Source organism: Sphaerotilus sp. FB-3 (assembly GCF_023706025.1).
In the GTDB taxonomy this organism is placed as follows: Bacteria; Pseudomonadota; Gammaproteobacteria; order Burkholderiales; family Burkholderiaceae_C; genus Sphaerotilus; species Sphaerotilus sulfidivorans.
The window spans coordinates 103,757-127,784 of sequence record NZ_BQWE01000017.1 but is presented as its reverse complement, the minus strand read 5'-3'; the positions used below and the strand labels follow the sequence as shown (position 1 = coordinate 127,784).

Annotated in this window: 23 protein-coding genes and 2 riboswitches; of the genes, 12 read left to right on the top strand and 11 right to left on the bottom strand. The window is 70.2% G+C overall.

Features of this window, described 5'->3' with window-relative positions; genetic code table 11:
- Nucleotides 1-4 precede the first annotated feature (4 nt).
- From NFT33_RS10210 to NFT33_RS10200, 3 genes are read left to right on the top strand one after another with little or no spacing between them, the layout of a single operon-like run.
- The gene (locus NFT33_RS10210) at nt 5-676 is read left to right on the top strand and encodes a phosphatase PAP2 family protein (protein WP_251675069.1); all 672 of its coding nucleotides are present in this window, start codon (nt 5-7) and stop codon (nt 674-676) included.
- Complete coding sequence (locus NFT33_RS10205; RefSeq protein ID WP_251675067.1) at nt 673-2,208, top strand: sigma-54-dependent transcriptional regulator; 1,536 nt, start codon at nt 673-675, stop codon at nt 2,206-2,208. The genes NFT33_RS10210 and NFT33_RS10205 overlap by 4 nt, the downstream gene beginning before the upstream one ends.
- Nucleotides 2,205-3,200 carry an NADH-quinone oxidoreductase subunit B family protein gene (locus tag NFT33_RS10200; protein ID WP_251675065.1) on the top strand — a complete coding sequence of 332 codons (996 nt, stop codon included), beginning with the start codon at nt 2,205-2,207 and terminating at the stop codon, nt 3,198-3,200. Before NFT33_RS10205 ends, NFT33_RS10200 begins: the two co-directional genes overlap by 4 nt.
- A 34-nt stretch (nt 3,201-3,234) precedes the next feature.
- Here the strand turns inward: NFT33_RS10200 and NFT33_RS10195 are convergent, their stop codons facing one another.
- The 11 genes from NFT33_RS10195 to NFT33_RS10145 all read right to left on the bottom strand — a co-directional run bounded on the left by NFT33_RS10195 (nt 3,235) and on the right by NFT33_RS10145 (nt 14,394).
- On the bottom strand, nt 3,235-3,843 hold the full coding sequence (locus tag NFT33_RS10195) for an HpcH/HpaI aldolase/citrate lyase family protein (protein ID WP_219340819.1): 609 nt from the start codon (nt 3,841-3,843) through the stop codon (nt 3,235-3,237).
- Nucleotides 3,844-3,855: 12 nt separating this feature from the next.
- Entirely contained in the window at nt 3,856-4,278 is a 423-nt protein-coding gene (locus NFT33_RS10190; protein ID WP_376744147.1) for an alpha/beta hydrolase, read from the bottom strand.
- 1 nt (nt 4,279) lies between these two features.
- Entirely contained in the window at nt 4,280-4,426 is a 147-nt protein-coding gene (locus NFT33_RS10185; protein ID WP_180692753.1) for a hypothetical protein, read from the bottom strand.
- A complete protein-coding gene (locus tag NFT33_RS10180; protein WP_251675061.1) occupies nt 4,417-5,358 on the bottom strand; it encodes an electron transfer flavoprotein subunit alpha/FixB family protein in 942 nt (313 codons plus the stop codon). Before NFT33_RS10180 ends, NFT33_RS10185 begins: the two co-directional genes overlap by 10 nt.
- A gap of 1 nt (nt 5,359) precedes the next feature.
- The gene (locus NFT33_RS10175; protein ID WP_251675059.1) at nt 5,360-6,109 is read right to left on the bottom strand and encodes an electron transfer flavoprotein subunit beta/FixA family protein; all 750 of its coding nucleotides are present in this window, start codon (nt 6,107-6,109) and stop codon (nt 5,360-5,362) included.
- Nucleotides 6,110-6,158: 49 nt separating this feature from the next.
- Entirely contained in the window at nt 6,159-7,163 is a 1,005-nt protein-coding gene (locus tag NFT33_RS10170) for a Bug family tripartite tricarboxylate transporter substrate binding protein (protein ID WP_149503891.1), read from the bottom strand.
- A 72-nt stretch (nt 7,164-7,235) separates the two neighbouring features.
- The gene (locus NFT33_RS10165) at nt 7,236-8,507 is read right to left on the bottom strand and encodes a CaiB/BaiF CoA transferase family protein (RefSeq protein WP_149503892.1); all 1,272 of its coding nucleotides are present in this window, start codon (nt 8,505-8,507) and stop codon (nt 7,236-7,238) included.
- Between the two features lie 3 nt (nt 8,508-8,510).
- Nucleotides 8,511-9,674 carry an acyl-CoA dehydrogenase family protein gene (locus NFT33_RS10160; RefSeq protein WP_149503893.1) on the bottom strand — a complete coding sequence of 388 codons (1,164 nt, stop codon included), beginning with the start codon at nt 9,672-9,674 and terminating at the stop codon, nt 8,511-8,513.
- 15 nt (nt 9,675-9,689) lie between these two features.
- Complete coding sequence (locus NFT33_RS10155; RefSeq protein WP_149503894.1) at nt 9,690-10,910, bottom strand: acyl-CoA dehydrogenase family protein; 1,221 nt, start codon at nt 10,908-10,910, stop codon at nt 9,690-9,692.
- 22 nt (nt 10,911-10,932) lie between these two features.
- Nucleotides 10,933-12,129: an acetyl-CoA C-acyltransferase gene (locus NFT33_RS10150; RefSeq protein ID WP_149503895.1), complete on the bottom strand. Its 1,197-nt coding sequence runs from the start codon at nt 12,127-12,129 to the stop codon at nt 10,933-10,935.
- Nucleotides 12,130-12,240: 111 nt separating this feature from the next.
- Nucleotides 12,241-14,394 carry a 3-hydroxyacyl-CoA dehydrogenase NAD-binding domain-containing protein gene (locus NFT33_RS10145; protein ID WP_251675057.1) on the bottom strand — a complete coding sequence of 718 codons (2,154 nt, stop codon included), beginning with the start codon at nt 14,392-14,394 and terminating at the stop codon, nt 12,241-12,243.
- 108 nt (nt 14,395-14,502) lie between these two features.
- Here NFT33_RS10145 and NFT33_RS10140 point away from each other — a divergent pair, with 108 nt between their 5' ends.
- The 9 genes from NFT33_RS10140 to NFT33_RS10100 all read left to right on the top strand — a co-directional run bounded on the left by NFT33_RS10140 (nt 14,503) and on the right by NFT33_RS10100 (nt 24,016).
- Nucleotides 14,503-15,402 carry a LysR family transcriptional regulator gene (locus NFT33_RS10140; RefSeq protein ID WP_149503897.1) on the top strand — a complete coding sequence of 300 codons (900 nt, stop codon included), beginning with the start codon at nt 14,503-14,505 and terminating at the stop codon, nt 15,400-15,402.
- A 42-nt stretch (nt 15,403-15,444) separates the two neighbouring features.
- Nucleotides 15,445-15,535: riboswitch (glycine riboswitch) on the top strand.
- Between the two features lie 34 nt (nt 15,536-15,569).
- Nucleotides 15,570-15,705, top strand: a riboswitch (glycine riboswitch).
- Between the two features lie 78 nt (nt 15,706-15,783).
- Nucleotides 15,784-16,917, top strand: a complete 1,134-nt coding sequence (gcvT, locus tag NFT33_RS10135) for a glycine cleavage system aminomethyltransferase GcvT (protein WP_251675056.1) — start codon at nt 15,784-15,786, stop codon at nt 16,915-16,917.
- Between the two features lie 97 nt (nt 16,918-17,014).
- Entirely contained in the window at nt 17,015-17,386 is a 372-nt protein-coding gene (gene gcvH / locus NFT33_RS10130) for a glycine cleavage system protein GcvH (protein ID WP_251675055.1), read from the top strand.
- 157 nt (nt 17,387-17,543) lie between these two features.
- The gene (gcvP, locus tag NFT33_RS10125; protein ID WP_251675054.1) at nt 17,544-20,465 is read left to right on the top strand and encodes an aminomethyl-transferring glycine dehydrogenase; all 2,922 of its coding nucleotides are present in this window, start codon (nt 17,544-17,546) and stop codon (nt 20,463-20,465) included.
- A gap of 23 nt (nt 20,466-20,488) precedes the next feature.
- The gene (locus NFT33_RS10120) at nt 20,489-21,562 is read left to right on the top strand and encodes a threonine aldolase family protein (protein WP_251675053.1); all 1,074 of its coding nucleotides are present in this window, start codon (nt 20,489-20,491) and stop codon (nt 21,560-21,562) included.
- A 40-nt stretch (nt 21,563-21,602) separates the two neighbouring features.
- Nucleotides 21,603-22,307: an esterase gene (gene ypfH, locus NFT33_RS10115; RefSeq protein ID WP_251675052.1), complete on the top strand. Its 705-nt coding sequence runs from the start codon at nt 21,603-21,605 to the stop codon at nt 22,305-22,307.
- A 90-nt stretch (nt 22,308-22,397) separates the two neighbouring features.
- The gene (locus NFT33_RS10110) at nt 22,398-23,294 is read left to right on the top strand and encodes a hypothetical protein (protein WP_251675050.1); all 897 of its coding nucleotides are present in this window, start codon (nt 22,398-22,400) and stop codon (nt 23,292-23,294) included.
- Nucleotides 23,295-23,366: 72 nt separating this feature from the next.
- On the top strand, nt 23,367-23,729 hold the full coding sequence (locus NFT33_RS10105; protein WP_149503904.1) for a response regulator: 363 nt from the start codon (nt 23,367-23,369) through the stop codon (nt 23,727-23,729).
- A complete protein-coding gene (locus NFT33_RS10100) occupies nt 23,726-24,016 on the top strand; it encodes an STAS domain-containing protein (protein WP_220787827.1) in 291 nt (96 codons plus the stop codon). The genes NFT33_RS10105 and NFT33_RS10100 overlap by 4 nt, the downstream gene beginning before the upstream one ends.
- The last annotated feature ends 12 nt before the right edge of the window (nt 24,017-24,028 follow it).

Here is a 24,028-nt window from a genome sequence, read left to right as displayed (position 1 = left end):
CGGCATGAAAAAACCTCCCCCCCTGCTGGCCGGCGCGCTGCTGGCCCTGCTGACCGGCGTGGCTGCCGGCCTGCTGCTCTGCCAGGACGGCATCTGCCGCGTCATCGCGCTCGATCGCACCGGGCTGGCGCTGTTCCACGCGCTGCGCTCGGACGGCACCGACCGGCTGGCGGCCGCACTGACCTGGGCCGGCTCGCTGGCGCTGCTGCTGCCGGTGGCGCTGGCCCGGGCCGCCTGGCTGCGTCGCCAGCAGCACCCCTGGCAGGAAGCGGCCTTCGTGCCAGCCGCGCTGCTGGGCACGACGCTGCTGGTGCATGCGGTCAAGCTGCTGGTGATGCGCCCGCGCCCGGACCTCTTCCCCACCGGCCTGCCGCTGCCGCCCGACCTGAGCTTTCCCAGCGCGCACACCGCGCAGGTGCTGGCGCTCGTGCTGGCGCTGTGGTGGCAGCCGGGCCGGCCGCGCCCGGCCGCAATCTGGCTGGCCGCCGGCCTGGCGCTGGCCTGCGCGGTCGCGGCGACCCGGCTGCATCTGCAGGTGCACTGGCCGACCGACCTGATCGGCGGCGCGCTGATGGCCCTGATCTGGGTGAGGGCGCTGGCCGGCGCGATGCCCGGAGCCTCGCGCATCTGCGGATGCGGGCGCTACCCGGGCACGACACAATCGGATCCGCCATGAACGCCCCCGATTCCCTGCCCTTCGACGACACCGATCCCGACGCACCCGACGAGGCCGACCTGCCGCTGGTGCTGCTGGTCGACGACGAGGTGCGCTCGCAGGACGCGATGCGGCGCACGCTCGACGAGGACTTCCGCATCCTGTGCGCCAGCTCGGCCGAGGAGGCGCGCGCGCTGCTCGAGCGCCACGAGGCGGCGGTCATCCTGTGCGACCAGCGCATGCCGGGGCTGACCGGCGTGGAATTCCTGCGCGAGGTGCGCGAGCGCTGGCCGGAGACGGTGCGCATCGTCATTTCCGGCTACACCGACAGCGAGGACATCATCCGCGGCATCAACGAGGCCGGGATCTACCAGTACATCCTCAAGCCCTGGGTGCCGGACCACCTGCTGCAGACGGTGCGCCAGGCGGTGGAGGCACGCACGCTGCAGCGCGGCGTCAGCCGGCTCGAGCTCGACCTGCGCGCCGGCACCACCGCGCTGCGCACCCGCCGCGGCGACCGGCTGGCACAGGCGCGCGCGACCTTCGGCTTCGAGCGCATCGAGCGCACGCCGGGCAGCCCGCTCGACGCGGTCTGCGCGATGGCGGCGCGGGTGGCGCGCTTCGACCTGCCGGTGCTGGTGCTGGGCGAGTCGGGCACCGGCAAGGAACTGCTCGGCCGCGCGATCCACTACGCCAGCCCGCGCGCCGACGGCCCCTTCGTGCTGGAGAACTGCGCCGCCATTCCCGACACGCTGCTCGAGTCGGAGCTGTTCGGCCACAAGCGCGGCGCCTTCACCGGCGCCTTCGAGGACCATGTCGGCCTGTTCCAGCGCGCCCACGGCGGCACCGTCTTTCTCGACGAGATCGGCGAGACCTCGCCGGCCTTCCAGGTCAAGCTGCTGCGGGTGCTGCAGGAAGGCGAGCTGCGTCCGGTGGGCTCGCCGCGGCCGGTGCCGGTGGACGTGCGCGTGATCGCCGCGACGCACCGCCGGCTCGACGACGAGGTGCGCGCCGGGCGCTTCCGCGAGGACCTCTACTACCGCCTGGCCGGCATGACGCTGCAGATGCCGGCGCTGCGCGAGCGCGCCGGCGACATCGCGCCGCTGGCGCGCCGGCTGACCGGCGAGGTCGGCGCCGAACTGGGGCTGCCCGGCGTGGAGATCGGGGCGGAGGCGATCGCGGTGCTGATGGCCTACCCCTGGCCGGGCAACATCCGCGAGCTGCGCAACGAGATCGCCCGCGCGATCGTGCTGGGCGACGGCCGCCGGATCGCACCGCACGACTTTTCCGCCACCGTGCTGCACGGCCAGACCGGCCGCCATGCGCCGGCCGGCATGCCCGGCCCGAACCTGCCCGGCCTGCCGCAGAGCGGCACGCTGCAGGAGCGCCTGGACGCGATCGAGGCGATGGTGCTGCGCGAGACGCTGCTGCGCCACCGCTGGAACAGGACCCGCGCGGCCGCCGAGCTGGGCCTGTCGCGCGTCGGCCTGCGCGCCAAGCTGCGGCGCTTCCAGCTCGAGGACACGCCCGCATCGCCCGAGGACCTGCCATGAACCTGCTGTGGCTGCAGTCGGGCGGCTGCGGCGGCTGCTCGATGTCGCTGCTGTGCGCCGACACCGCCGACTTCGCCGGCCAGCTCGAGGGCGCGGGCATCCGGCTGCTGTGGCATCCGTCGCTGTCGCTGGCCAGCGGGGCGGATGTGGTCGCGCTGCTCGACAACCTGCTGGCCGGCCGGATCGCGCTGGATGCACTGTGCGTCGAGGGCGCGCTGCTGCGCGGGCCGAACGGCACCGGGCGCTTCCATCTGCTGGCCGGCACCGGCGTGCCGATGATCGACTGGGTGCGGCGGCTGGCCGGCGTGGCGCGCCATGTGGTGGCGGTGGGTGCCTGCGCGGCCTGGGGCGGCGTGACCGCGGCCGGCAGCAACCCGACCGAGGCCACCGGACTGCAGCACGACGACGAGCGCCCGGGCGGTCTGCTCGGGCCCGACTTCCGCAGCCGCTCCGGCCTGCCGGTGGTCAACATCGCCGGCTGCCCGACGCATCCGGGCTGGGTGCTGGAGACGCTGATGGCGCTGGCGGCCGACCTGCTCGGCCCTGCCGACCTCGACGCGCTCGGCCGGCCGCGCTTCTACGCCGACCAGCTGGTGCACCACGGCTGCACCCGCAACGAGTTCTACGAGTTCAAGGCCAGCGCCGAGAAGCCCTCCGACCTCGGCTGCATGATGGAGCACATGGGCTGCAAGGGCACGCAGGCGCATGCCGACTGCAACACCCGGCTGTGGAACGGCGAAGGCAGCTGCACCCGCGGCGGCCACGCCTGCATCTCCTGCACCGAGCCCGGCTTCCAGGACCCCGGCCACGCCTTCGCCGAGACGCCGAAGATCGCCGGCATCCCGGTGGGCCTGCCCACCGACATGCCCAAGGCCTGGTTCGTCGCGCTGGCCTCGCTGTCGAAGAGCGCCACCCCGCGCCGGGTGCGCGAGAACGCCACCGCCGACCACCGGGTGGTGGCGCCGCAGATCAGGAAGACCGGGCGGCGGTAGACCGACAGGGCCTGCGACCCGCACGCCACGCGAGTCAGCACCGATCGAGCAGACGGTGAGCCCGCAGCACGACCGGACGATCGATCATCTTGCCGTCGAGTCGCACTGCGGCACCTCCGCTGGTGCGGTCCGCATCCACGACACGTCGCGCCCAGTCACACTCGGCCGGACTGGGAGCCAGAGCCGCGTGCACCGGCCTGACCTGACACAGGTGGATGCAGAGCTTGCCGCCAAAGCCGAAACGGCGGGCACGCGCGGTGTCCCGCCCCAGCTGCTCGGCAGCATCCAGGGCGACCGTCACACCATCAATGGCCGGCGCCAGACCGGCCAGACCGACAGAAGGTCGATCGCTGCGGCACCAGGTCGCCAGCCAGGCCTCGTCCTCGGCCCAGTCCGCACTGCGATGCGCATTCAGGCGCTGCACGACGGGAACACCATGACTGATCCAGTCTGACCAAGCAGCCCGGACCGCGACACGAGCGGCCGGCTTGTCAGCCGGTGCAACGGCATCCTCGAGATCCAGCACGATCGCGCCGGCCCCGCTGGCCAGCGCCTTGGCAAAGCGCTCGGGTCGATGCCCTGGCACGAAAAGCAGACTGCGCGCCTGAGCCAGACGAGCAGAAAGATTCATGGAAGCAGACATGTGCAATCCGGGTCAGACTGCGGTGGCGCCGGTCACATGCGTCACCACAAGGCGGCGCAGCAAGGGCAGCTGGCCGGTGAAGAAATGATCGGCCTCGGGCAGCACGGTCACCGCCTTGTCATGGCGGCGTGCCCAACCCAGGACCAGATCGCCGCCGAAATGGCCCGGGCTGTCATAGCTGCGGCCCGCAGGCACGCGGCCGTCGGGCGGGCTGGCCAGTACCACGCTCGAGGCCGGCGCACCGGCCTCGCTCAGAGCTGCAGCGATACGCGACACCACATGCGCTCCGAAGGAGAAACCCACCAGCGCCAGCGCCAGCCCCTGCCTGATTCCTGCGCGCAAGGCCTGCACCAGCGCCAACAGATCGTCGGCCTCGCCAGCGCCGCAGGCGTGCCCCCCCGTGCTGCGCCCCACGCCACGGAAGTTGGGGCACAAGTCAGCCAGCCCGCGTCGGCCAGCCCGCCCGGACGCGGGCCTCCAGCGGAGGAGAATCGCTCAGCACCTCCAGCATGCCTGCAGGACTGCGCACCAGCGTCGCGCTGCAGGCCAGATCGTCGGCAGTCAGTGCCTCGATCATCGCCATGCGGCCAACACAGTCACCAGCTCAGGCACGGCCGCAAACAGATCCGCTTCGAGGCCGTAGTCGGCGACGCTGAAGATCGGCGCTTCCGGATCCTTGTTGATCGCCACGATCACCTTGGAGTCCTTCATGCCGGCCAGGTGCTGGATCGCGCCGCTGATGCCGGCGGCGATGTACAGGCTCGGCGCCACGATCTTGCCGGTCTGACCGACCTGCCAGTCGTTCGGCGCATACCCCGCATCCACCGCCGCACGGCTCGCACCCAGCGCCGCGCCCAGCTTGTCCGCCAGCGGGATCAGCACTTCATTGAACTTGTCGCTGCTGCCGAGTGCGCGGCCACCGGAGACGATGATCTTGGCAGCAGTCAGCTCGGGGCGATCGCTCTTCGTGACCTCGCGGCCGACGAACTGGCTCTTGCCCGAGTCGGCCACGGCAGCGACCGATTCGACCGCAGCCGAGCCACCCGTGGCAGCCGCGGCGTCGAAGCCGGTCGTGCGCACAGTGATGACCTTGACCGCATCGGTGCTCTGCACGGTGGCGATGGCGTTGCCGGCGTAGATCGGGCGCTCGAAGGTGTCGGCGCTGATGACCTTGGTGATGTCGGTCACCTGGGCCACGTCGAGCTTGGCGGCCACGCGCGGGGCGACGTTCTTGCCGCTGGCGGTCGCCGGGAACAGCAGGTGGCTGTAGGCACCGGCCACGGCCAGCACTTGGGCCGCGAGGTTCTCGGCCAAGCCGTCAGCGAGGCTGGCGCCGTCGGCGTGCAGCACCTTGGTCACACCGGCGATCTGGGCTGCGGCAGCCGCAGCCGCACCGGCGTTCAGGCCCGCGATCAGCACGTGGACTTCACCGAGCTGCGCCGCCGCAGTCACGGTGTTCAGCGTCGCGCCCTTGATGGATGCGCCGTCGTGTTCAGCAATGACGAGTGCAGACATCTCAGATCACCTTCGCTTCGTTCTTCAGCTTGGCGACCAGCGTCGCCACATCCGCCACCTTGATGCCCGCGCCGCGCTTGGCCGGCTCCGCCACCTTCAGCGTCTTGATGCGCGAGGCCACGTTGACACCCAGCGCGTCCGGCTTGATGACTTCCAGCGGCTTCTTCTTCGCCTTCATGATGTTCGGCAGCGTCACGTAACGCGGCTCGTTCAGGCGCAGGTCGGTGGTGATGATCGCGGGCAGCGACACCGACACCGTTTCCAGACCGCCGTCCACTTCGCGGGTGACCACCGCGCGACCGTCCACGACCTCGACCTTCGAGGCGAACGTGGCTTGCGGCAGATCCGCCAGCGCCGCCAGCATCTGCCCGGTCTGGTTGCAGTCGTCGTCGATCGCCTGCTTGCCCAGGATCACCAGCCCCGGCTGTTCCTTGTCGACCAGCGCCTTCAGGATCTTCGCCACCGCCAGCGGCTGCAGTTCGGCATCGCTCTCGACCAGGATGCCGCGGTCGGCACCGATGGCCATCGCCGTGCGCAGCGTCTCCTGGCACGGGCTCACGCCGCACGACACCGCCACGATCTCCGTGACGATGCCCTTCTCCTTCAGCCGCACCGCTTCCTCGACGGCAATCTCGTCGAACGGGTTCATGCTCATCTTCACGTTGGCGATGTCCACGCCGGTGCCGTCGCTCTTCACGCGCACCTTCACGTTGTAGTCGACCACCCGCTTGACCGCGACCAGAACTTTCATCTTCAGACCTTTCGTTTTCCAGGGGGACGGATTGGCGCCGCCCGGGCGCTCAGTCCAGCTTGGCGCCCGAGACCTTGACCACCCGCTCCCACACCGCGGCGTCCTGCCGGAACTGGGCGCCAAAGCGCTCGGGACTGCTGCCCACAGGGATGAAGCCCATCTGCACGATGCGCTCGCGCATGTCGGGCTGGGCCAGGATCGCCTGCATCTCGGTGGCCAGGCGATTGACCACCTCGGGCGGAGTCCTGGCCGGGACGCTCATGCCCAACCAGCCGGAGACCTGAAACACCTCATCCTTGATACCCTGTTCCACCATCGTGGGCACCTTGGGCAGCGCCTCCATGCGCTGGGTGCCGGTGACCGCCAAGGCCTTCAGCCGACCCGACTCGATGAAGGAGCGCGCCGACTGCAGGCTGGCGAAGGCCATCTGCAACTGTCCGCCCACCAGATCCTGCAGCATCGGCGACTCGCCCTTGTAGGGCACATGGCTCATGTCGGCCTTGAGCTTGTCCGACAGCCAAGCGCCGGCCAAGTGCGCGTAGGAGCCCATGCCCCAGGAGCCATAGGTGACCCTGCCCTTGTTGTGCTCGATGTGGGCGATCAGCTCCGGTGCGGTGGCCAGCGGCATCTTCGGGTTGACCAGCAGCACCACCGGTGCCAAGGCGATCTGGGTGATCAGCGTCTGGTCCTTCTGCGGGTGGTAGGGCAGCTTATCGTAGAGGAACTGGTTGATCAGCATGGTAGTGCCCAGCGAGACCAGTACGGTGTAGCCGTCGGGCGCGGACTTCAGCGCCTGGTCGGTGCCCATGATGCCGCCGGCACCGCCGCGGTTCTCCACGATCACCGGCTGGCCCAAGCGGGCCGAGAGCTTTTCGCCCAGGGTGCGGGCAGTGATGTCGGTGGCGCCGCCGGCGGCGTAAGGCACGATGAACTTGATGGGCTTGGCCGGCCAGCTCTGGGCCTGGGCGAGGCCGCTCAGGCCCAGCGTCGTCAGCACCGTAAAAGCACTCAAGGCGCCGGCCAAAACGCGGCGGGGAATGGCGGGGGTGGTCATGGGTGTGTCTCCTGTGGGTATGGTGTGGGTGTGGTGTTGTATGGGGGTGCGGGCCGGTTCGGTCGGGTCGGCTCAGCCGGGCAAGGTCAGCACGCCTTGGGCGCGCAGGTGCTCCAGCTGCGCGTCGCTCAGATCCAGCAGGCGGTTGAGCAATTCGCGGGTGCCTTCGCCCAAGGTGGGCGGGGCGCTGCGGATGGGCAGGCGCTGGCCGTTCAGCCGGTAGGGCGGTGCAAACACATGCGTGTGGCCGGCCACCGAGTGCGGCAGCTGCTGCACCAGCTGGCTGCGCTGGGTGCGTTCGCTGGTCAGGGCTTCGTGCAGGCCGGCCACCTGGCCGCAGGGGATGCCGTGGGCGTTCAGGCGCTCCAGCAACAGCGCGCGCGGTAGGCTGCGGATGACCTCGGTCACCAGGGGCAGCAGGCTCAGGCGGTGGCGGGCGCGCTCCACATTGGTGGCGTAGCGTGGGTCTTCCACGATGTCGGGGCGTTGCACCACGTGGCGGCAGAACTTGTCGAACTGGTGGTTGGTGCCCACGGCAATGATGAGCGGGCCGTCGGCCGCCTCGAACAGGCCGTAAGGCACGATGGACGGGTGGGCGTTGCCGTAGCGCTGCGGGTCGCGGCCCAGCAGTAGCGCGTCCAGGCCGTAGTAGCCGGTGACCATCAGGCCGCAGTCGTACAGGGCCAGCTCGATGAGCTGGCCCTGTGTTTTGGCGGGGTTGGAAGGGTGGATAGCGTCCGCCACCCGATCACGGCGGAACAGCGCGGCCAGCACCGCCTGGGCGGCGTACATGCCGGTCATCATGTCCACCACGGCCACGCCAAATTTCAGCGGCGGCATGTCGGCCGCGCCATTGAGCGCCATCAGGCCGGCTTCGCCCTGGATCACCAGGTCATAACCCGGGCGGCTAGCCTCGGGGCCGCTGCTGTCGTAGCCGGCAATGGCGCAGTAGATCAGGTCAGGCTTGAAGGCCTGGAGCTGCGCAAAGCCCAGGCCCAGCTTCTCGGCACCGCCGGTCTTGAAGTTGTGGATCACCACGTCCACCTGCGGCAGCAGCTGCTGCACGATGTGCAGCCCCTCGGGGCTTTGCAGGTCCAGCGTGAGGGACCGCTTGTTGCGGTTCATCGCGCTGAAGTAGGTGGTCTCGGTCTGGCCGATGCGCTGGCCCCAGTCGCGGGTGTCGTCGCCCCGGCCGGGGTGCTCCACCTTGATGACCTCGGCGCCAAAGTCGGCCAGCACCTGGCCGCACAGCGGCCCGGCGAACACGCGGGAGAGGTCTAGAACGCGCACACCCTGCAGCGGCAGCGTGGGATGCGCGTGGGGGTGAGAAGGCGTGTCGTGCATGGTTCAGACCTCCGCATCAGCCGGGGCGTCGGCCTCGGCCTGGGTCAGGGCGATGAAGCGCGCCAGGTGGTGGTCTTCATCGCCAAACTGGTGGTCAATCATCACCAGACGCTTGGCGTAGTGCGAGAGTGGCAACTCCCAGGTCATGCCGATGCCGCCGTGCAGCTGGATGCTCTCTTCGGCCACCAAGGTGCCGATGCGGCCCACGCTGAACTTGGCGGCGCACAGCGCTTTTTCGCGGCGCAGGCTCTCGGGCTCGTCGACGGCAGCGGCCGCGTTGATGACGGCCGAGCGGGCCTGCTCCACCTCCAGCAGCAGGTCGGCCATGCGGTGTTGCAGGGCCTGGAAGCTGCCGATGGGCACGCCGAACTGCTTGCGGGTGCGCAGGTACTCCAGCGTCTGGTCTTTGGCCACGTCCATGGCGCCCAGGCTTTCCGACGCCAGGGCCAGCAGCGCGTAGCCGTTCAGGCGCTGCAGCAGTGCCCCGCCCTGCCCTGCGGTGCCCAGCAGCGCGTCGGCCCCCAGCTGCACGGCGTTCAAGCTCAGCTGCGCGGCGCGGCCGCCATCGATGCGGCCGTGGCCGCGCCTCTCAAGACCCGCCGCCGTGCCCGGCACCAGGAACAGGCTGATGCCCTCGGCGTCCAGCGGGCCGCCCGCCGTACGGGCCGAGACGAGCAGCAGGTCGGCCGAGTCACCCAGCGGCACCACGCTCTTGGCGCCCTGCAGCCGCCAGCCCTGGGCGTTGCGGGTGGCAGTGGTGCTCACGCGGTTCAACTCGTAGTGGCTGCCGGGCTCGTCGTGCGCCCAGGCAGCGGTCAGCTCACCGCTGATGAGGCCGGCCAGCTCAGCACGCTGGACAGGGGTGCCCGCCTCGATCAGGCCGCGCCCCACCAGCAGCGCGCCCAGCAGGGGCTCCACCACCAGATGGCGGCCCAGGCACTCGAACACCACGCTCACATCGAAGCCGGCGCCGCCGAAGCCGCCATGGCTTTCGGGGAACAGCGCGCCGATGGCACCCAGCTCGGCCAGGCCGGCGTAGAGCGTGCGGCTGTAGCCCAGGGGGCTTTCGGCATGGTGGTGGCGGGCCTCGATGCCGTTGTGGTCGGCCAAGAAGCGGTTGAGCGAGTCCGCCAGCATACGGCGGTCTTCGGTGTGCTGGAAGTTCATGTCAGCGTCCCGTCCTCACAGGCCCAGGATCATCTTGGAGATGATGTTCTTCTGGATTTCGTTGGAGCCGCCGAAGATCGACAGCTTGCGGTAGTTGAAGTAGCTGGGCGCGGCGGTGGAAGCCACCGTGGCCAGTTCGGGGTCACCCAGCAGGGGCTCGTCAAAGCCCTCGTACTGCGCGGCCTCGATGAAGGCCAGGGCCTGCGGCCCCATGGCGCGGCGGATCAGCGAGAGGATCTCCTGCCGGATCTCGGTGCCGCGGATCTTGAGCATGGAGCTTTCCGCCCCCGGCACGCCGCCACCGGCCACGGCGGCGATCACGCGCAGGTTGGTGGTCTTCATGTTCTCCAGGTCGATCTCCACCCGGGCCATGCGGGCGGCGAACAGCGGGTCGTGGCTCAAGGGCCGGCCGTTGCACTGCACGCGCGCCGCAATCACCTTGAGCTTGGCCATCGCCGCGATGCAGAAGCCCACGCCGGCGATGCCGGTGCGCTCGTAGGTGAGCAGGTACTTGGCATAGGTCCAGCCGGCGTTCTCCTCGCCCACCAGGTTCTCGACGGGCACCTTCACGTCGGTGAAAAAGACTTCATTGACCTCGCGGTCGCCATCCAGCGTGCGGATGGGGCGCAGCTCCACGCCGGGCGTGTTCATGTCCACCAGCAGGAAGCTGATGCCGGCCTGGGCCTTGGCCGCGCGGTCGGTGCGCACCAGGCAGAAGATCATGTTGGCGTGCTGGCCCTGGGTGGTCCAGGTCTTCTGGCCGTTGACGAGGTAGTAGTCGCCCGAGGCATCACTGACACGGACGGCGGTGGTCTTCACCGAGGCCAGGTCCGAGCCCGCACCGGGCTCGGAATAGCCCTGGCACCACCAGTCCGCACCACTCAAGATGCGTGGCAGCCAGTGGGCTTTTTGCTGCGCGTTGCCGTACTTGATGAGTACCGGGCCCAGCATGCTGACGCCGAAGGGCACGATGCGCGGGCCGCCGGCCAGGGCGCATTCGGTGTCGAAGATGAACTTCTCGACCGCGCCCCAGCCCGGGCCGCCGTGGGCCTGGGGCCAGTGGTAGGCCAGCCAGCCCTGGGCCTGCAGGATGGCGTGCCATTGCTCCTGATCGGCCTTGGACAGGCGCTGCCCGGCCTTGACCTGCCGGGCGATGCGCGCCGGCAGCTTGCCCTTCAGGAAGGTGCGCACGGTATCGCGGAAAGCCAGTTCCTGCGGGGTGAATTGGAGGTCCATGAGCGGGGTTCCTGCGCTGAGGTCAGAAGATTTCGAACAGGCCGGCGGCACCCATGCCACCGGCAATGCACATCGTCACCACGCCCCACTTCACGCGCTGGCCCTGGGCCTTGCGGCGCCGGCCTTCCAGCAGGAGGTGGCCAGCCAGGCGGGCGCCAGTCATGCCAAAGGGATGGCCAATGGCGATGGCGCCGCCGTCCACGTTCAGGCGTTCATCGGGGATGCCCAGGGTCTTTTGGCAGTAGATGGCTTGCGAGGCAAAGGCCTCGTTCAGCTCCCACAGGTCGATGTCGTCCACCGTCAGGCCGTGGCGCTGCAGCAGCTTGGGCACGGCGTAGACCGGGCCGATGCCCATTTCGTCGGGCTCACAACCGGCCACCGCCAGGCCCCGGAAGGCACCCAGCGGCTGCAGGCCCAGGCGCTCGGCCTCAGCGGCTTCCATCAGCACGCAGGCGCTGGCGCCGTCAGACAGCTGCGAGGCATTGCCGGCGGTGATGAACTGCTCTGGACCCTTCACCGGGGCCAGCTTGGCGAGTGACTCGTAGGTGGTGCCCACGCGGTTGCAGGTGTCATGGTCCACCGTGGCTTCTTGCTGGGTGACGGCGCCGGTGGCCTTGTCCGTCACCGCCATGGTGGTGGTAACGGCCACGATTTCCTCGGCATAGCGGCCGGCGGCCTGGGCCTTGGCCACCTTGCGCTGGCTCTCCACCGAGAAGCGGTCCTGCGCCTCGCGGGAGATGCCGTAGCGGCGGGCCACCACATCGGCGGTGTCGATCATCTCCATGTAGAGCGCGGGCTGGTGGGCCACAATCCAGGGGTCCAGGCCGCTGGCACCGTCTTGGCGCGAGCGGATGCCCGAGATGCTCTCCACCCCGCCGGCAATCATGGCCGGCGCGCCATCCACCACGATGCGCCCCGCCGCGATGGCGATGGCCTGCAGGCCCGAGGCGCAGAAACGGTTGACAGTGGTGCCGCCGATGCTCAGCGGCAGGCCGGCGCGCACCACCGTCTGGCGGGCCACGTTGCGGCCGGTGATGCCTTCGGGGTAGCCGCAGCCGAGCACGGCGTCTTCGATCAACGACGGGTCAATGCCGGCGCGCTCCACCGCGGCTTTCACCGCAAAGCTGGCCAGCGTGGGGCCGGGGGTGATGTTGAACTCGCCACGGTGGGCTTTGGTCAGCGGCGTGCGGGCGGTAGAGACGATGACGGCTTGGCGCATGGGAGGGCTTCTTTGGGAGGGAATTGGGGTGTCAGGCGGTCGCAGCCCGGCCGCGCGGCCACGTCAGGCGTGACCGCACGGGGGCCGGAGGGCGCAAGGAGTCAGAGACTCTCAGCCTCTTAGATTCAGGCTGTCGAAGTTGCGGCCCTCGGCCACCAACTGTTCCAGCAGTGGCGCGGGCTGCCAGAACAGCGGGTCTTCTTCGGCCAGGCGGCGCAGGTCCGCCAGGATCGGGGCCAAGCCGACGGTGTCGGCGTACTTCATGGGGCCGCCGCGGTGGCGCGGAAAACCGTAGCCGTGGACGAAGGTGACGTCGATGTCCAGCGGGCGCAGCGCGATGCCGTCGGCCAGCACCTTGGCGCCTTCGTTGACCATGGCCGCCAGGTAGCGGCTCAAAATCTGCTCGGGCGTGAAGGCGCGGGGCGTGATGCCCTTGCGATTGCGCTCGGCGTCCACGATGGCCAGCACCTCGGGGTCTGGCTGGCCGGTGCGGGCGCCTTGCGGGTAGCGGTAGAAGCCGCGGCCGGTCTTCTGGCCAAACCAGCCGCGCTCGCACAGGCGGTCGGCGATCTCCACGTAGCGAGCGCGCGGGTCACGGGTGGCAGCGCGGCGCTTGCGTGCGGCCCAGCCGATGTCGCCACCGGCCAGGTCGGTCACCTGGAAAGGCCCCATGGGGTAGCCGAAGCCGCGCACGGCGGCGTCGATCTCGTAGGGGCTGGCGCCGTCTTCCATCAGGTGGTCGGCGGCCTGCTTGTAGGTGGCCAGGATGCGGTTGCCGATGAAGCCGTCGCACACCCCCGCGCGCACCGGCACCTTCTTCAGGCGCCTGGCCAGCTCGAAGGCGGTGACCACCACGTCGGCGCCCACCCGGGCCGGCACCACGATCTCCAGCAGCTTCATGATGTTCGCCGGGCTGAAGAAATGCAGCCCGATCACGTCCTGCGGGCGGCCGGTGGCGGCGGCAATGGCGTCGATGTCCAAGTAGGAGGTGTTGGTGGCCAGCACCGCACCGGGCTTGCACACGGCGTCCAGCTGGCGGAACACGGCTTTCTTGACGTCCAGGTCCTCGAACACGGCCTCGATCACCAGGTCCACGTCCGCCACCTCGGCGTAGCGGGTGGTGGGCGTGAAGCGCGCCAGGGTGGCGGCCTTTTGCGCCTCGGTCAGGCGGCCCTTGGCCACCAGGCCATCGTACACCTTGGTGACATGGGCCACGCCGCGCGCGATGGCCTCGTCATCACGCTCCACCATCACCACCGGCAGGCCGGCGTCTAGTGCCGCCACGGCGATGCCGGCGCCCATGGTACCGCCGCCGATGACGGCCACGCGGGCCACCGGGCGCGGGGTGGCGCCGCGGGCCTCGGGCACCTTGACCACCTCACGCTCGGCGAAGAAGGCGTGGATCAGGCCGGCGCGCTGCGGGCTGTCGATGCAGGCCAGGAACAGGCGGCGCTCCAGCGCCATGCCCTCGGCAAAAGGCAGTTCCACGGCGGCGCGCACCGCCTCGATGATCTTCAGCGGCGAGAACAGACCACGGGACTTTTTGGCGGTGTCTTCGGCAAGCGCGTCCAGCGTGGCCAAGGCAGCGGCGGGGTCGGCCACGGCCATATCCCGCACCCGGCGCACCGGGGCACCCTGGGCGAGTCGCGCCTGGGTGTAGGCCAAGCCGACTTCCAGGGGGCTGAGGGTCTCGTCGTCCACCAGCAGGTCGATCAGGCCGGCCTTCACGCCGGCGGCGACGCTGATGGGCTTGCCGCTGAGCATCAGCTCGGCGGCGGCCTTCACCCCCATCAGGCGCGGGGCACGCTGGGTGCCCCCGGCGCCGGGCATCAGACCCAGCTCCACCTCGGGCAGGCCCAGCCTGGCGGCTGCAAAGGCCAGGCGGTAGTGGGCGGCCAGCGCCACCTCCAGCCCGCCGCCCAGCGCCGCGCCCTGCAGGCAGGCCACCACAGGCTTGGTGCACGACTCGATGCGCTGGCACACGTCCGGCAGCACCGGGGGCACAGGGGGCTGGCCGAACTCGCGGATGTCCGCACCGGCGATGAAGGTCTTGCCCTCGCTCACGATCAGCACCGCCTGCACCTCGGGCGCGGCGTCGGCCTGCTCGATGGCATCGAACAGGCCACGGCGCACGGCGGCGCTCAGGGCATTGACGGGTGGGTTGTGGATCGTGGCCACCAGCACCGATCCATGCAGGACGGTGGTGACAGCGGACGGGGCCGCAGAGGCCGATGCGGATGCGGATGCGGGAGCGTCGTGCGCCATGGGAGGTCTCCTGTGTTGTTTTGGGCTTGACCCTATTCTTCTGATCCCGGAGTGTTTTTACAATCTCAAAATATTATGACGAACTATCAAATAAATTTTGACATTGCCATGGACATCCAAGCCCTTAACCTGCTGGTGGAAATCATCGACTGCGGCAACCTGAGCCAGGTGGCGCGCAAGCTCAAGATGACGCGCGCCAACGTGAGCTACCACTTGGCCCAGCTAGAGAAGCAGACCGGCGTGCAGCTGGTGCACCGCACCACACGGCGGGTAGAGCCCACCGAGGTCGGGCTGCGGCTCTATGAACATGGCTGCAACATCCGGAACGAGATGCAGGCGGCCCAGGAAACCATCACCCGCCTGGGCCAGGGCCTGCAGGGACGGGTGGGCATCAGCGTGCCCAGCGGCTACGGGCAGATGGTGATGTCGCACTGGCTGATCGAGTTCAAGCGCCAATACCCGGGCATCGTGCTGGACGTGGTGTTCGAGAACCGGGTGGACAACCTGCGCGACGAGATCGACATCGCGGTGCGCATCCTGCCCGAGCCGCCGCAGCAGCTGGTAGCCCGCGACATGGGAACGGTGCGCTACCTGGCCTGCGCAGCCAGGACCTATGCCGACGCCCACGGCCTGCCCACCGAGCTGGCCCAGCTGGGCAGCCTGCCGGTGGTGACGGCCAATGTGGTGGGACGGCCGCTGTCGGTGCGCGGCTACCGCGGCGACAGCCGGGAGGAGGTGCAGCTCGCTCCCGCCCTGATCTCCGACCACTATCCCTTCCTGCGACAGGGCGTGCTGGCCGGTCTGGGCATCGGCCTGCTGCCCGACTACATGGTCCAGGACGTGTTGACCAGCGGCGAGGTGGTGACCGCGCTTGACGACTACCGGCTGAGCATCTTCGGCACGCGCATGTACCTGCTCACCCTGCCCAACCGTCACCCGACCCGCGCCGTGCGCACCTGCATCGACCACCTGCTGGCACGGGCCAAGAGCGAGTCGCCCTCATCCTGAACGGCTTGGCGCCTGCCGCCGCCCCGGTTAAACTGCGCGCCGCCAGGAGAGAGCCGCGCCCCCGAGCGCGGCCGCCGAAGGCGCAGAGGCGGGCCTGAACCCCCGATCTCGAACGCTCAGGCAGAAGGACTGGCAAGCGGCCGTGCCGCCGACAAGACCGGCACGGACGACACCTCACTGGAGAGAGACCACGGGCAGCGCCAGCAGGCGAGGCGACGCGGTCCACCGAAGGGGCAAGCGCTTCGTGACCCGACCGGGTCGCGCGGCGTCAATCTCTCAGGTAAAGCGGACAGCGAGGGCAGCACCATCGATCGACGATGGACCGATCCGTTCAAGATCGATGACCCGATTGCCCTCCCTCCGCCGAAAGCGAGCCGCCCGATGTCCGACGCTCCCGCTCCCTCCGCCCCGCTGCTGCAGACCCCGCTGCACGCGCTGCATCTCGAACTCGGCGCCCGCATGGTGCCCTTCGCCGGCTACGCGATGCCGGTGCAGTATCCCGCCGGCATCATCGCCGAGCACCGTCAGTGCCGCGAGGCGGCCGCGCTGTTCGATGTCTCGCACATGGGGCAGGTGCGGCTGGTGGGCGACGATGCCGCAGCCGCGCTGGAAACGCTGGTGCCGCAGGACATCGCCGGCCTGGGCCTGCTGAAGCAGCGCTACGCCTTCTTCACCAACGACGCCGGCGGCCTGCTCGACGACCTGATGGTCACCCGCCGCGAGGGCGACCTGTTCCTGGTGGTCAACGCCGGCTGCAAGGACGCCGACATCGCCCACCTGCAGGCCCGCATCGGCGCGCGCTGCCAGGTCATCCCCGAGCCGGAACGCGCACTGCTGGCGTTGCAGGGCCCGAAGGCGGTCGACGCACTCGCGCGCCTGGATGCCGGCGTGGCCGCGCTCACCTTCATGACCGGCGGCCATTTCCGCCTGGCCGGCGCCGACTGCTTCGTCACCCGCTCGGGCTACACCGGCGAGGACGGCTACGAGATCTCGGTGCCCGCCGCCCAGGCGGTGGAGCTGGCGCGCGCGCTGCTGGCGCAGCCCGAGGTGGCGCCCGCAGGTCTCGGCGCGCGCGACACGCTGCGCCTGGAAGCCGGCCTGTGCCTCTACGGCCACGACATCGACACCGCGACCACGCCGGTCGAGGCCGGTCTGGTCTGGGCGATCCAGAAGCTGCGCCGCCCGGGCGGCGAGCGCGCCGGCGGTCATCCCGGCGCCGAGGTGATCGGCGCGCAGCTGACCGGCGGCGCCGCGCGGCGCCGCGTCGGCCTGGTGGGCCTGGAGCGGCTGCCGGTGCGCGAGGGCGCGCCGCTGCTCGACGCCGAGGGCCGCCGCGTCGGCCAGGTCACCAGCGGCACGGTCGGCCCGAGCGTCGGCCAGCCGATCGCGATGGGCTACGTCGAGACCGCGCTGGCGGCGGTCGGCACCGCGCTGTTCGCCGAGGTGCGCGGCAAGCGCGTGCCGATGCAGGTCGCCGCGATGCCTTTCGCGCCTCACCGATACTTCCGCGGCTGAAGTGCGCGCCGCCCGCCGTGGCGGCCGACCTCAGCCCTCCATTTCATCGAACGAACGAACCATCCGCATCCTGCGGGATGCGCTCCAGGAGCCCCTCATGAGCATCAAGTACACCCCGGACCACGAGTGGATCGACGCCACCGACACCGCCGCCGCGATCGTCGGCATCACCGTGCACGCGCAGGACGCGCTCGGTGACGTGGTATTCGTCGACCTGCCGGCCGTCGGCGCCACCTTCGCCCAGGGCGATGTCGCCGGCGTGGTCGAGTCGGTCAAGGCCGCGGCGGACGTCTACGCCCCGCTGTCGGGCGAGATCGTCGAGATCAACGAGGCGCTGCGCGACGACCCGTCGCTGGCCAACACCGATCCGCTGCAGGCCGGCTGGTTCTTCAAGATCAAGCTGTCCGATCCGTCGCAGCTCGACGCGCTGATGGACGCCACCGCCTACGACGCCCTGACCCAGGGCTGATGCCGGCGGCGCGGGAGCCTGGTGCGATCCGCATGAACCGCACGCCATGCGCTCCCGCCGCCCCGCCCCCTTCTCCTCCCGCCTGACCGCCCTGCGGCCGGCCTGCCCGCAGGCCCCGGCCCGGGCCGCGCCTTTGCCCGACGACGACGCCACCGCCATGACGACTCCCGCCCTGCCCCGCCTGAGCGACCTCGAGAACCCGCGCGAGTTCACCGCGCGCCACATCGGCCCGGACGCGGCCGACGAAGCCCGCATGCTGGCGTCGATCGGTCCGGCCAGCCGCCGTGCGCTGATCGACGCGATCGTGCCGCCCTCGATCGCGCGCCCCGCGCCGATGGACCTGCCCGCGCCGCTGACCGAGGCCGAGGCGCTGACCGAACTGAAGGCGCTGGCGGGCAAGAACCGCGTGCTGACCTCGCACCTGGGCTGCGGCTACTTCGGCACGCACACGCCGGGCGTCATCCTGCGCAACATCCTCGAGAACCCGGCCTGGTACACCGCCTACACGCCGTATCAGGCCGAGATCAGCCAGGGCCGCATGGAAGCGCTGGTGAACTTCCAGACCATGGTCACCGACCTGACCGGCATGGCGATCGCCAACGCGTCGATGCTCGACGAGGCCACCGCCGCGGCCGAGGCGATGACGCTGGCCGCGCGTGTGGGCAAGTCGAAGTCGACCCGCTTCGTCGTCGCGCATGACGTGCTGCCGCAGTCGCTCGAGGTGATCCAGACGCGCGCCAAGCCGCTGGGCATCACCGTCGACCAGGTGCACGCGACCGAGATCGCCGCGTCGCTGGCCACGTCGCCTGCCTTCGCGGTGCTGCTGCAGTATCCGGGCGTGAACGGCCAGATCCGCGACCTGCGCCCGATCATCGAGGCCGCCCACGCCGCCGGTGCGCTGGCCATCGTCGCCGCCGACCTGCTGGCGCTGACGCTGCTGACCTCGCCGGGCGAGCTGGGCGCCGACATCGCGCTGGGCACGACGCAGCGCTTCGGCATGCCGATGGGCGCCGGCGGCCCGCACGCCGCCTACCTGGCGACCCAGGACGCCTTCAAGCGCTCGCTGCCCGGCCGCCTGGTGGGCGTGAGCATCGACAGCCACGGCGCGCCCGCCTACCGCCTGTCGCTGCAGACCCGCGAGCAGCACATCCGCCGCGAGAAGGCCACCTCCAACATCTGCACCGCGCAGGTGCTGCCGGCGGTGGTCGCCAGCATGTATGCGGTCTACCACGGCCCTGAGGGCCTGACCCGCATCGCGCAGCGCGTCGCCCGCCTGACCGCGATCCTGGCCGAGGGCCTGAAGGCGCTGGGCTGGACGCTGCTGCACGACAGCGCCTTCGACACGCTGCAGGTCGCCGCGGGCGATCGCCGCGACGCGCTGATGGCCGCGGCAGTCGCTGCGGGCCGCAACCTGCGCGCCGCCAGCGCCGACACGCTGGCGATCTCGCTCGACGAGACCTCGACCCGCGCCGACGTCGAAGCGCTGTGGGCGGTCTTCGGCGCTGCGGCGGGCGACACGCCGCTGCCGAGCCTGGACGCCTACGCCGACACCGTCGCGCCGATGATCCCGGCCACGCTGGTGCGCAGCTCCGCGTTCCTGACCCACCCGGTCTTCAACACGCACCACAGCGAGACCGAGATGCTGCGCTACATCCGCGCGCTCTCGGACAAGGACCTGGCGCTGGACCGCAGCATGATCCCGCTGGGCTCGTGCACGATGAAGCTCAACGCGACCTCCGAGATGATCCCGATCACCTGGCCGGAATTCGCCCAGGTGCACCCGTTCGCGCCGGCCGATCAGCTCGCCGGCTATGCCGAGCTGAACGCGCAGCTCACCGCCTGGCTGGCCCAGGCCACCGGCTACCAGGGCATCAGCCTGCAGCCCAACGCCGGCTCGCAGGGCGAGTACGCCGGCCTGCTGGCCATCCAGGGCTGGCACGCCTCGCGCGGCGAGAGCCACCGCAACATCTGCCTGATCCCGGAGAGCGCGCACGGCACCAACCCGGCCTCGGCGCAGATGGTGGGCCTGCAGGTGGTGGTGGTGAAGTGCGACGCCAACGGCAGCGTCGACCTCGACGACCTGCGCGCCAAGTGCGAGAAGCATGCGGACCAGCTCGCCGCGATCATGATCACCTACCCGTCGACCTACGGCGTGTTCGAGCCGCGGGTGCGCGAGCTGTGCCAGCTGGTGCACGACTTCGGCGGCCGCGTCTATGTCGACGGCGCCAACATGAACGCGCTGGTCGGCCTGGCCGCGCCGGGCGAGTTCGGCGGCGACGTCAGCCACCTGAACCTGCACAAGACCTTCTGCATCCCGCACGGCGGTGGCGGCCCCGGCGTCGGCCCGGTCTGCGTCGTCGAGGACCTGGTGCCCTTCCTGCCCGGCCACGCGACCGCGGGCGAGGCACGCGCGGGTGGCGTGGGCGCGGTGTCGGCCGCGCCGCTGGGCAACGCGGCGGTGCTGCCGATCTCGTGGATGTACATCCGCATGATGGGCGCCGAGGGCCTGAAGGCCGCCACCGAGACCGCGATCCTGAACGCCAACTATGTGGCCGCCCGTCTGGCCGACCACTACGACATCCACTTCAGCGGCGGCATCGACGGCATCCAGGGCGGCGGCGTGGCGCACGAGTGCATCCTCGACCTGCGCCCGCTGAAAGAGACCTCGGGCATCAGCGCCGAGGACGTCGCCAAGCGCCTGATCGACTACGGCTTCCACGCGCCGACGCTGTCCTTCCCCGTCGCCGGCACGCTGATGGTCGAGCCCACCGAGAGCGAATCGCTGGCCGAGCTGGACCGCTTCTGCGACGCGATGATCGCGATCCGCGCCGAGATCGCGCAGGTCGAGTCCGGCGCCTGGCCGCGCGAGGACAATCCGCTGAAGAACGCGCCGCACACCGCCGCCAGCCTGGTGTCGGGCGAGTGGACGCACGGCTACAGCCGCGAGACCGCCGCCTACCCGGTGGCCAGCCTGCGCCGCACGAAGTACTGGAGCCCGGTCGGCCGGGTCGACAATGTGCACGGCGACCGCAACCTGTTCTGCTCCTGCGTGCCGATGAGCGCGTTCGAGTCGAACTGAACCTGCCCTGACGAGACCTGACGATGACGCCTTCCGACCCCGCCCTGCCCCAACAGCATTTCGCCAGCGACAACTACGCCGGCATGTGCCAGAACGCCGCGCGCTGGTTCATGGAGGCGCAGACCAGCGGCCACGAGCCGGCCTACGGCGAGGACCGCTGGACGCAGCAGGTCTCGGAGGGCTTGCGCGAGCTCTTCCAGACCGACTGCGACGTCTATTTCGTCTTCAACGGCACGGCGGCCAACTCGCTGGCGCTGGCCTCGCTGTGCCAGAGCTACCACTCGGTGATCTGCAGCCCGGTGGCCCACATCGAGACCGACGAATGCGGCGGGCCGGAGTTCTTCTCCAACGGCTCGAAGCTGCTGGTGGGCGAGTCCGAGAGCGCCTCGGCGCGGCTCGGCAAGCTCACGCCGGACGCGGTGGAATCGCTGGTGACCAAGCGCCACGACATCCACTACCCGAAGCCGAAGGTGGTGAGCCTGACCCAGGCCACCGAGCTGGGCACGGTCTACAGCATCGAGGAGGTGCGCGCGATCGCCGCGATCGCCAAGCGCCGCCACCTCAAGGTGCACATGGACGGCGCGCGCTTCGCCAATGCGGTGGCCACGCTGGGCTGCCATCCGAGCGACATCACCTGGCGCGCCGGCGTCGATGTGCTCTGCTTCGGCGGCACGAAGAACGGCCTGCCGGTCGGCGAGGCGGTGGTGTTCTTCGACCGGGCGCTGTCCGAGGACTTCGCCTGGCGGGTCAAGCAGGCCGGCCAGCTGGCGTCGAAGATGCGCTTCATCTCGGCGCCGTGGCTGGGGCTGCTCGAGAACGACACCTGGCTGGCCAACGCACGCCATGCCAACGCGATGGCCGCGCGGCTGCACGCGGCCCTCCGCGAGGTGCCCGGCGTCGAGCTGCTGCACGCGCCGCAGGCCAACGCGGTCTTCGCGCGGCTGCCGCAGCCGGCGGTGAACGCGCTGCATGCCAAGGGCTGGCGCTTCTACCAGTTCATCGCGGGCGGAGGCTGCCGCTTCATGTGCAGCTGGGACACCCGGCCGGAGTCGGTCGACGCCTTCGCCGCCGACATCCGCCAGGCCTGCGGCGCCTGAGCAGCGAACGCGGTCAAGGGCTGAAGTACAGTCGGGCGCCATGAACATCCGACTGATCCAGATCCTGCCCGAGTCCGGCGAGCCCCCGAAGCAGCTGATGATCCTGCTGCACGGCGTCGGCGCCAGCGCGCAGGATCTCGTGCCGCTGGCGCATGCGCTGCGCGAGTCCTTTCCCGCCGCGGCCTTCGTGCTGCCCGACGGCGTCGAGCCCTTCGACGCCAGCCCGGCGCTGGCCGGACGCCAGTGGTTCTCGATCCAGGGCGTGACCGAGGAAGACCGCCCGGCGCGGGTGCGCGCGGCGCTGCCGGCCTTCGTCGAGCTGATCCGTGCCTGCCAGCGCCACTTCGGCATCGGCGAGGCCGCCACCGCGCTCATCGGCTTCTCGCAGGGCTCGATCATGGCGCTGGAGGCCTGCGCGGCGGTGCCCGGCCTGGCCGGACGCGTGCTGGCCTTCTCGGGCCGCTACGCGCGTCTGCCCGAGACGGTCTCGCCGCTGACCAGCTATCACTTCCTGCACGGCGCCGAGGACGGGGTGATCGCCGCATCGAACTCGCGCGCCGCCTTCGAGCATCTCTCCAGCCTGGAGGGCGGCGACGCCACGCTCGACATCGCCGACGGCGTCGGCCACGAGGTGCACGAGGCGCTGGTCGACCGGGCGCTGTTCCGGCTGACGCACCATGTGCCGGTGCGGATCTGGAAAGAGGCGATGGGGGCCAGCGCCCCCTCGCCCTCCGGGGACAACTGAGGACGATTCGGTCCCGAATTCGGCCGATCGGGCATCGCGCCGGCGGGTCACAGTGCGGGGGCACGAATGCGCCCTCCCACCCGACCCGACATGCCCATGCAGCCTGAGCACGAAGACGCCGCACCGACCGCGCCCCCGGTCCCCGATCGTGCGGATGACGCCCCCGTCAGCGACGGCCCGCGCCTGATGGTCGCCGAGGTCGTGCCGGTGTGGAAGCGTCATGTCGATGCCTCGCGCGTCGCGGTCGAGGACGGCGTCTGCCGGCTGCTGGAGACCTTCTCCCAGCTCTGCGACGGCGTCACCCAGGTCAGCCGCCAGGCCGACGAGACGGTCGCCCCGATGAGCGCCGGCGCCTGGACCCAGCGCCGCGACGTGATCCTGGGCGACCTGATCGATCAGGTCGACCGTGCCCGGCAGCACCGCGAGCGGCTGCTGTCCCAGTTCTCCGAAGGTCTGCTGCAGCTCGAGGACATCGAGCGCTCGCTGCGCGAGGCCAGCCTGGGTGCCGGCGCCGATCCGGACGTGGTCGACGGCCTGCAGCGACTGGACAGCACCCGCCACAGCATGGCGGCACTGTCGCGCCAAGTCGCCGCCGACCTGCGCAGCGACCATGTGCAGCACGACGCCGCCCGCAGCCAGGCCGCCCAGGCGCTTGACCGGCTGCTGGCCGACAGTCTGCCGACCAATGCAGGCGCGATGGCCGACACCATTCGCAGCCTGAGCACACGCATCGAGCAGGATCTGGAGCAGGTGCTCGTCGGCCTGCAGTTCCAGGACCGCATGAGCCAGATGCTGCACGGCGTGGCCGCCGACATGCAGCGCTTCATCGAGTGGATGGCTGGCAACGAGCATGCCACCCATGCCGACGCGATGCGCTGGCTCGCGCAGCTCGAACACTCGTACACGATGCGCGAGCAGCAGCTGCTGCATGACGGCAACAGCGGCGAAGGCAGCCCTCCCGCGCCCTCCGGCATCGAGTTCTTCTGATTCTTCTGATCCAGCACCGGCCCGAGCACCGGCACGACACCCCTGAACAACAGCCCCGACCGAGGTGATTTCATGAGCAAGACCATTCTGGTCGTCGACGATTCGAGCAGTTTCCGGACCGTGGTGAAGCTGGCCCTGCAGAAGGCTGGCTATGCGGTCGTCGAGGCCGTCGACGGCGAGGACGCCAAGGGCAAGCTCGAGGCGCACAAGCCCAACCTGATCGTCTGCGACGTCAACATGCCGCGCCTGGACGGGCTGAGCTTCGCGCGATTCGTCAAGGCAGGCCCCTTCAAGTTCACGCCGATCATCATGCTGACGACCGAGTCGCAGGACACCAAGAAGGCCGAGGGCAAGGCCGCCGGCGTGCGGGCCTGGATCACCAAGCCCTTCCAGCCCTCGCAGCTGGTCGACGCGGTCTCGCGTCTGTGCATGTGAACAACCTCACCTGCCCCGAAGCGCCTGCCGCGGCGCTGGCCCTCGATGGCGAGCTGACGATCGTGCAAGCCGCCGCCGTGCGCGAGCGGCTGCTCGAATGGCTGCCGCAGGCCGACGGCCGGCTTGACCTGTCGGGCATCAGCGCCTGCGACAGCGCCGGCATCCAGCTGCTGCTGGCACTCTCGCGCAGCCTGCGCGAATCGGGCCGCACCCTCCAGATCCTCCAGCCGTCGACCGCCGTGGTCGAGTCCCTGCAACGCTACGGTCTGGACGCGCTGCGGGCCTGACCTCCGGAGAAG

Excerpts from the sequence above, each read along its gene's own strand:
- NFT33_RS10175 (WP_251675059.1), bottom strand. The coding sequence starts at position 6,109 with ATGAAAGTTCTGGTCGCGGTCAAGCGGGTGGTCGACTACAACGTGAAG.
- NFT33_RS10195 (WP_219340819.1), bottom strand. The coding sequence starts at position 3,843 with ATGTCTGCTTCCATGAATCTTTCTGCTCGTCTGGCTCAGGCGCGCAGT.
- NFT33_RS10170 (WP_149503891.1), bottom strand. The coding sequence starts at position 7,163 with ATGACCACCCCCGCCATTCCCCGCCGCGTTTTGGCCGGCGCCTTGAGT.
- NFT33_RS10105 (WP_149503904.1), top strand. The coding sequence starts at position 23,367 with ATGAGCAAGACCATTCTGGTCGTCGACGATTCGAGCAGTTTCCGGACC.
- gcvP (WP_251675054.1), top strand. The coding sequence starts at position 17,544 with ATGACGACTCCCGCCCTGCCCCGCCTGAGCGACCTCGAGAACCCGCGC.
- NFT33_RS10205 (WP_251675067.1), top strand. The coding sequence starts at position 673 with ATGAACGCCCCCGATTCCCTGCCCTTCGACGACACCGATCCCGACGCA.
- NFT33_RS10120 (WP_251675053.1), top strand. The coding sequence starts at position 20,489 with ATGACGCCTTCCGACCCCGCCCTGCCCCAACAGCATTTCGCCAGCGAC.
- NFT33_RS10110 (WP_251675050.1), top strand. The coding sequence starts at position 22,398 with ATGCCCATGCAGCCTGAGCACGAAGACGCCGCACCGACCGCGCCCCCG.
- NFT33_RS10160 (WP_149503893.1), bottom strand. The coding sequence starts at position 9,674 with ATGAACTTCCAGCACACCGAAGACCGCCGTATGCTGGCGGACTCGCTC.
- NFT33_RS10150 (WP_149503895.1), bottom strand. The coding sequence starts at position 12,129 with ATGCGCCAAGCCGTCATCGTCTCTACCGCCCGCACGCCGCTGACCAAA.
- NFT33_RS10140 (WP_149503897.1), top strand. The coding sequence starts at position 14,503 with ATGGACATCCAAGCCCTTAACCTGCTGGTGGAAATCATCGACTGCGGC.
- NFT33_RS10210 (WP_251675069.1), top strand. The coding sequence starts at position 5 with ATGAAAAAACCTCCCCCCCTGCTGGCCGGCGCGCTGCTGGCCCTGCTG.
- NFT33_RS10185 (WP_180692753.1), bottom strand. The coding sequence starts at position 4,426 with ATGGCGATGATCGAGGCACTGACTGCCGACGATCTGGCCTGCAGCGCG.
- NFT33_RS10180 (WP_251675061.1), bottom strand. The coding sequence starts at position 5,358 with ATGTCTGCACTCGTCATTGCTGAACACGACGGCGCATCCATCAAGGGC.
- gcvT (WP_251675056.1), top strand. The coding sequence starts at position 15,784 with ATGTCCGACGCTCCCGCTCCCTCCGCCCCGCTGCTGCAGACCCCGCTG.
- NFT33_RS10200 (WP_251675065.1), top strand. The coding sequence starts at position 2,205 with ATGAACCTGCTGTGGCTGCAGTCGGGCGGCTGCGGCGGCTGCTCGATG.
- gcvH (WP_251675055.1), top strand. The coding sequence starts at position 17,015 with ATGAGCATCAAGTACACCCCGGACCACGAGTGGATCGACGCCACCGAC.
- NFT33_RS10155 (WP_149503894.1), bottom strand. The coding sequence starts at position 10,910 with ATGGACCTCCAATTCACCCCGCAGGAACTGGCTTTCCGCGATACCGTG.
- NFT33_RS10165 (WP_149503892.1), bottom strand. The coding sequence starts at position 8,507 with ATGCACGACACGCCTTCTCACCCCCACGCGCATCCCACGCTGCCGCTG.
- NFT33_RS10145 (WP_251675057.1), bottom strand. The coding sequence starts at position 14,394 with ATGGCGCACGACGCTCCCGCATCCGCATCCGCATCGGCCTCTGCGGCC.
- ypfH (WP_251675052.1), top strand. The coding sequence starts at position 21,603 with ATGAACATCCGACTGATCCAGATCCTGCCCGAGTCCGGCGAGCCCCCG.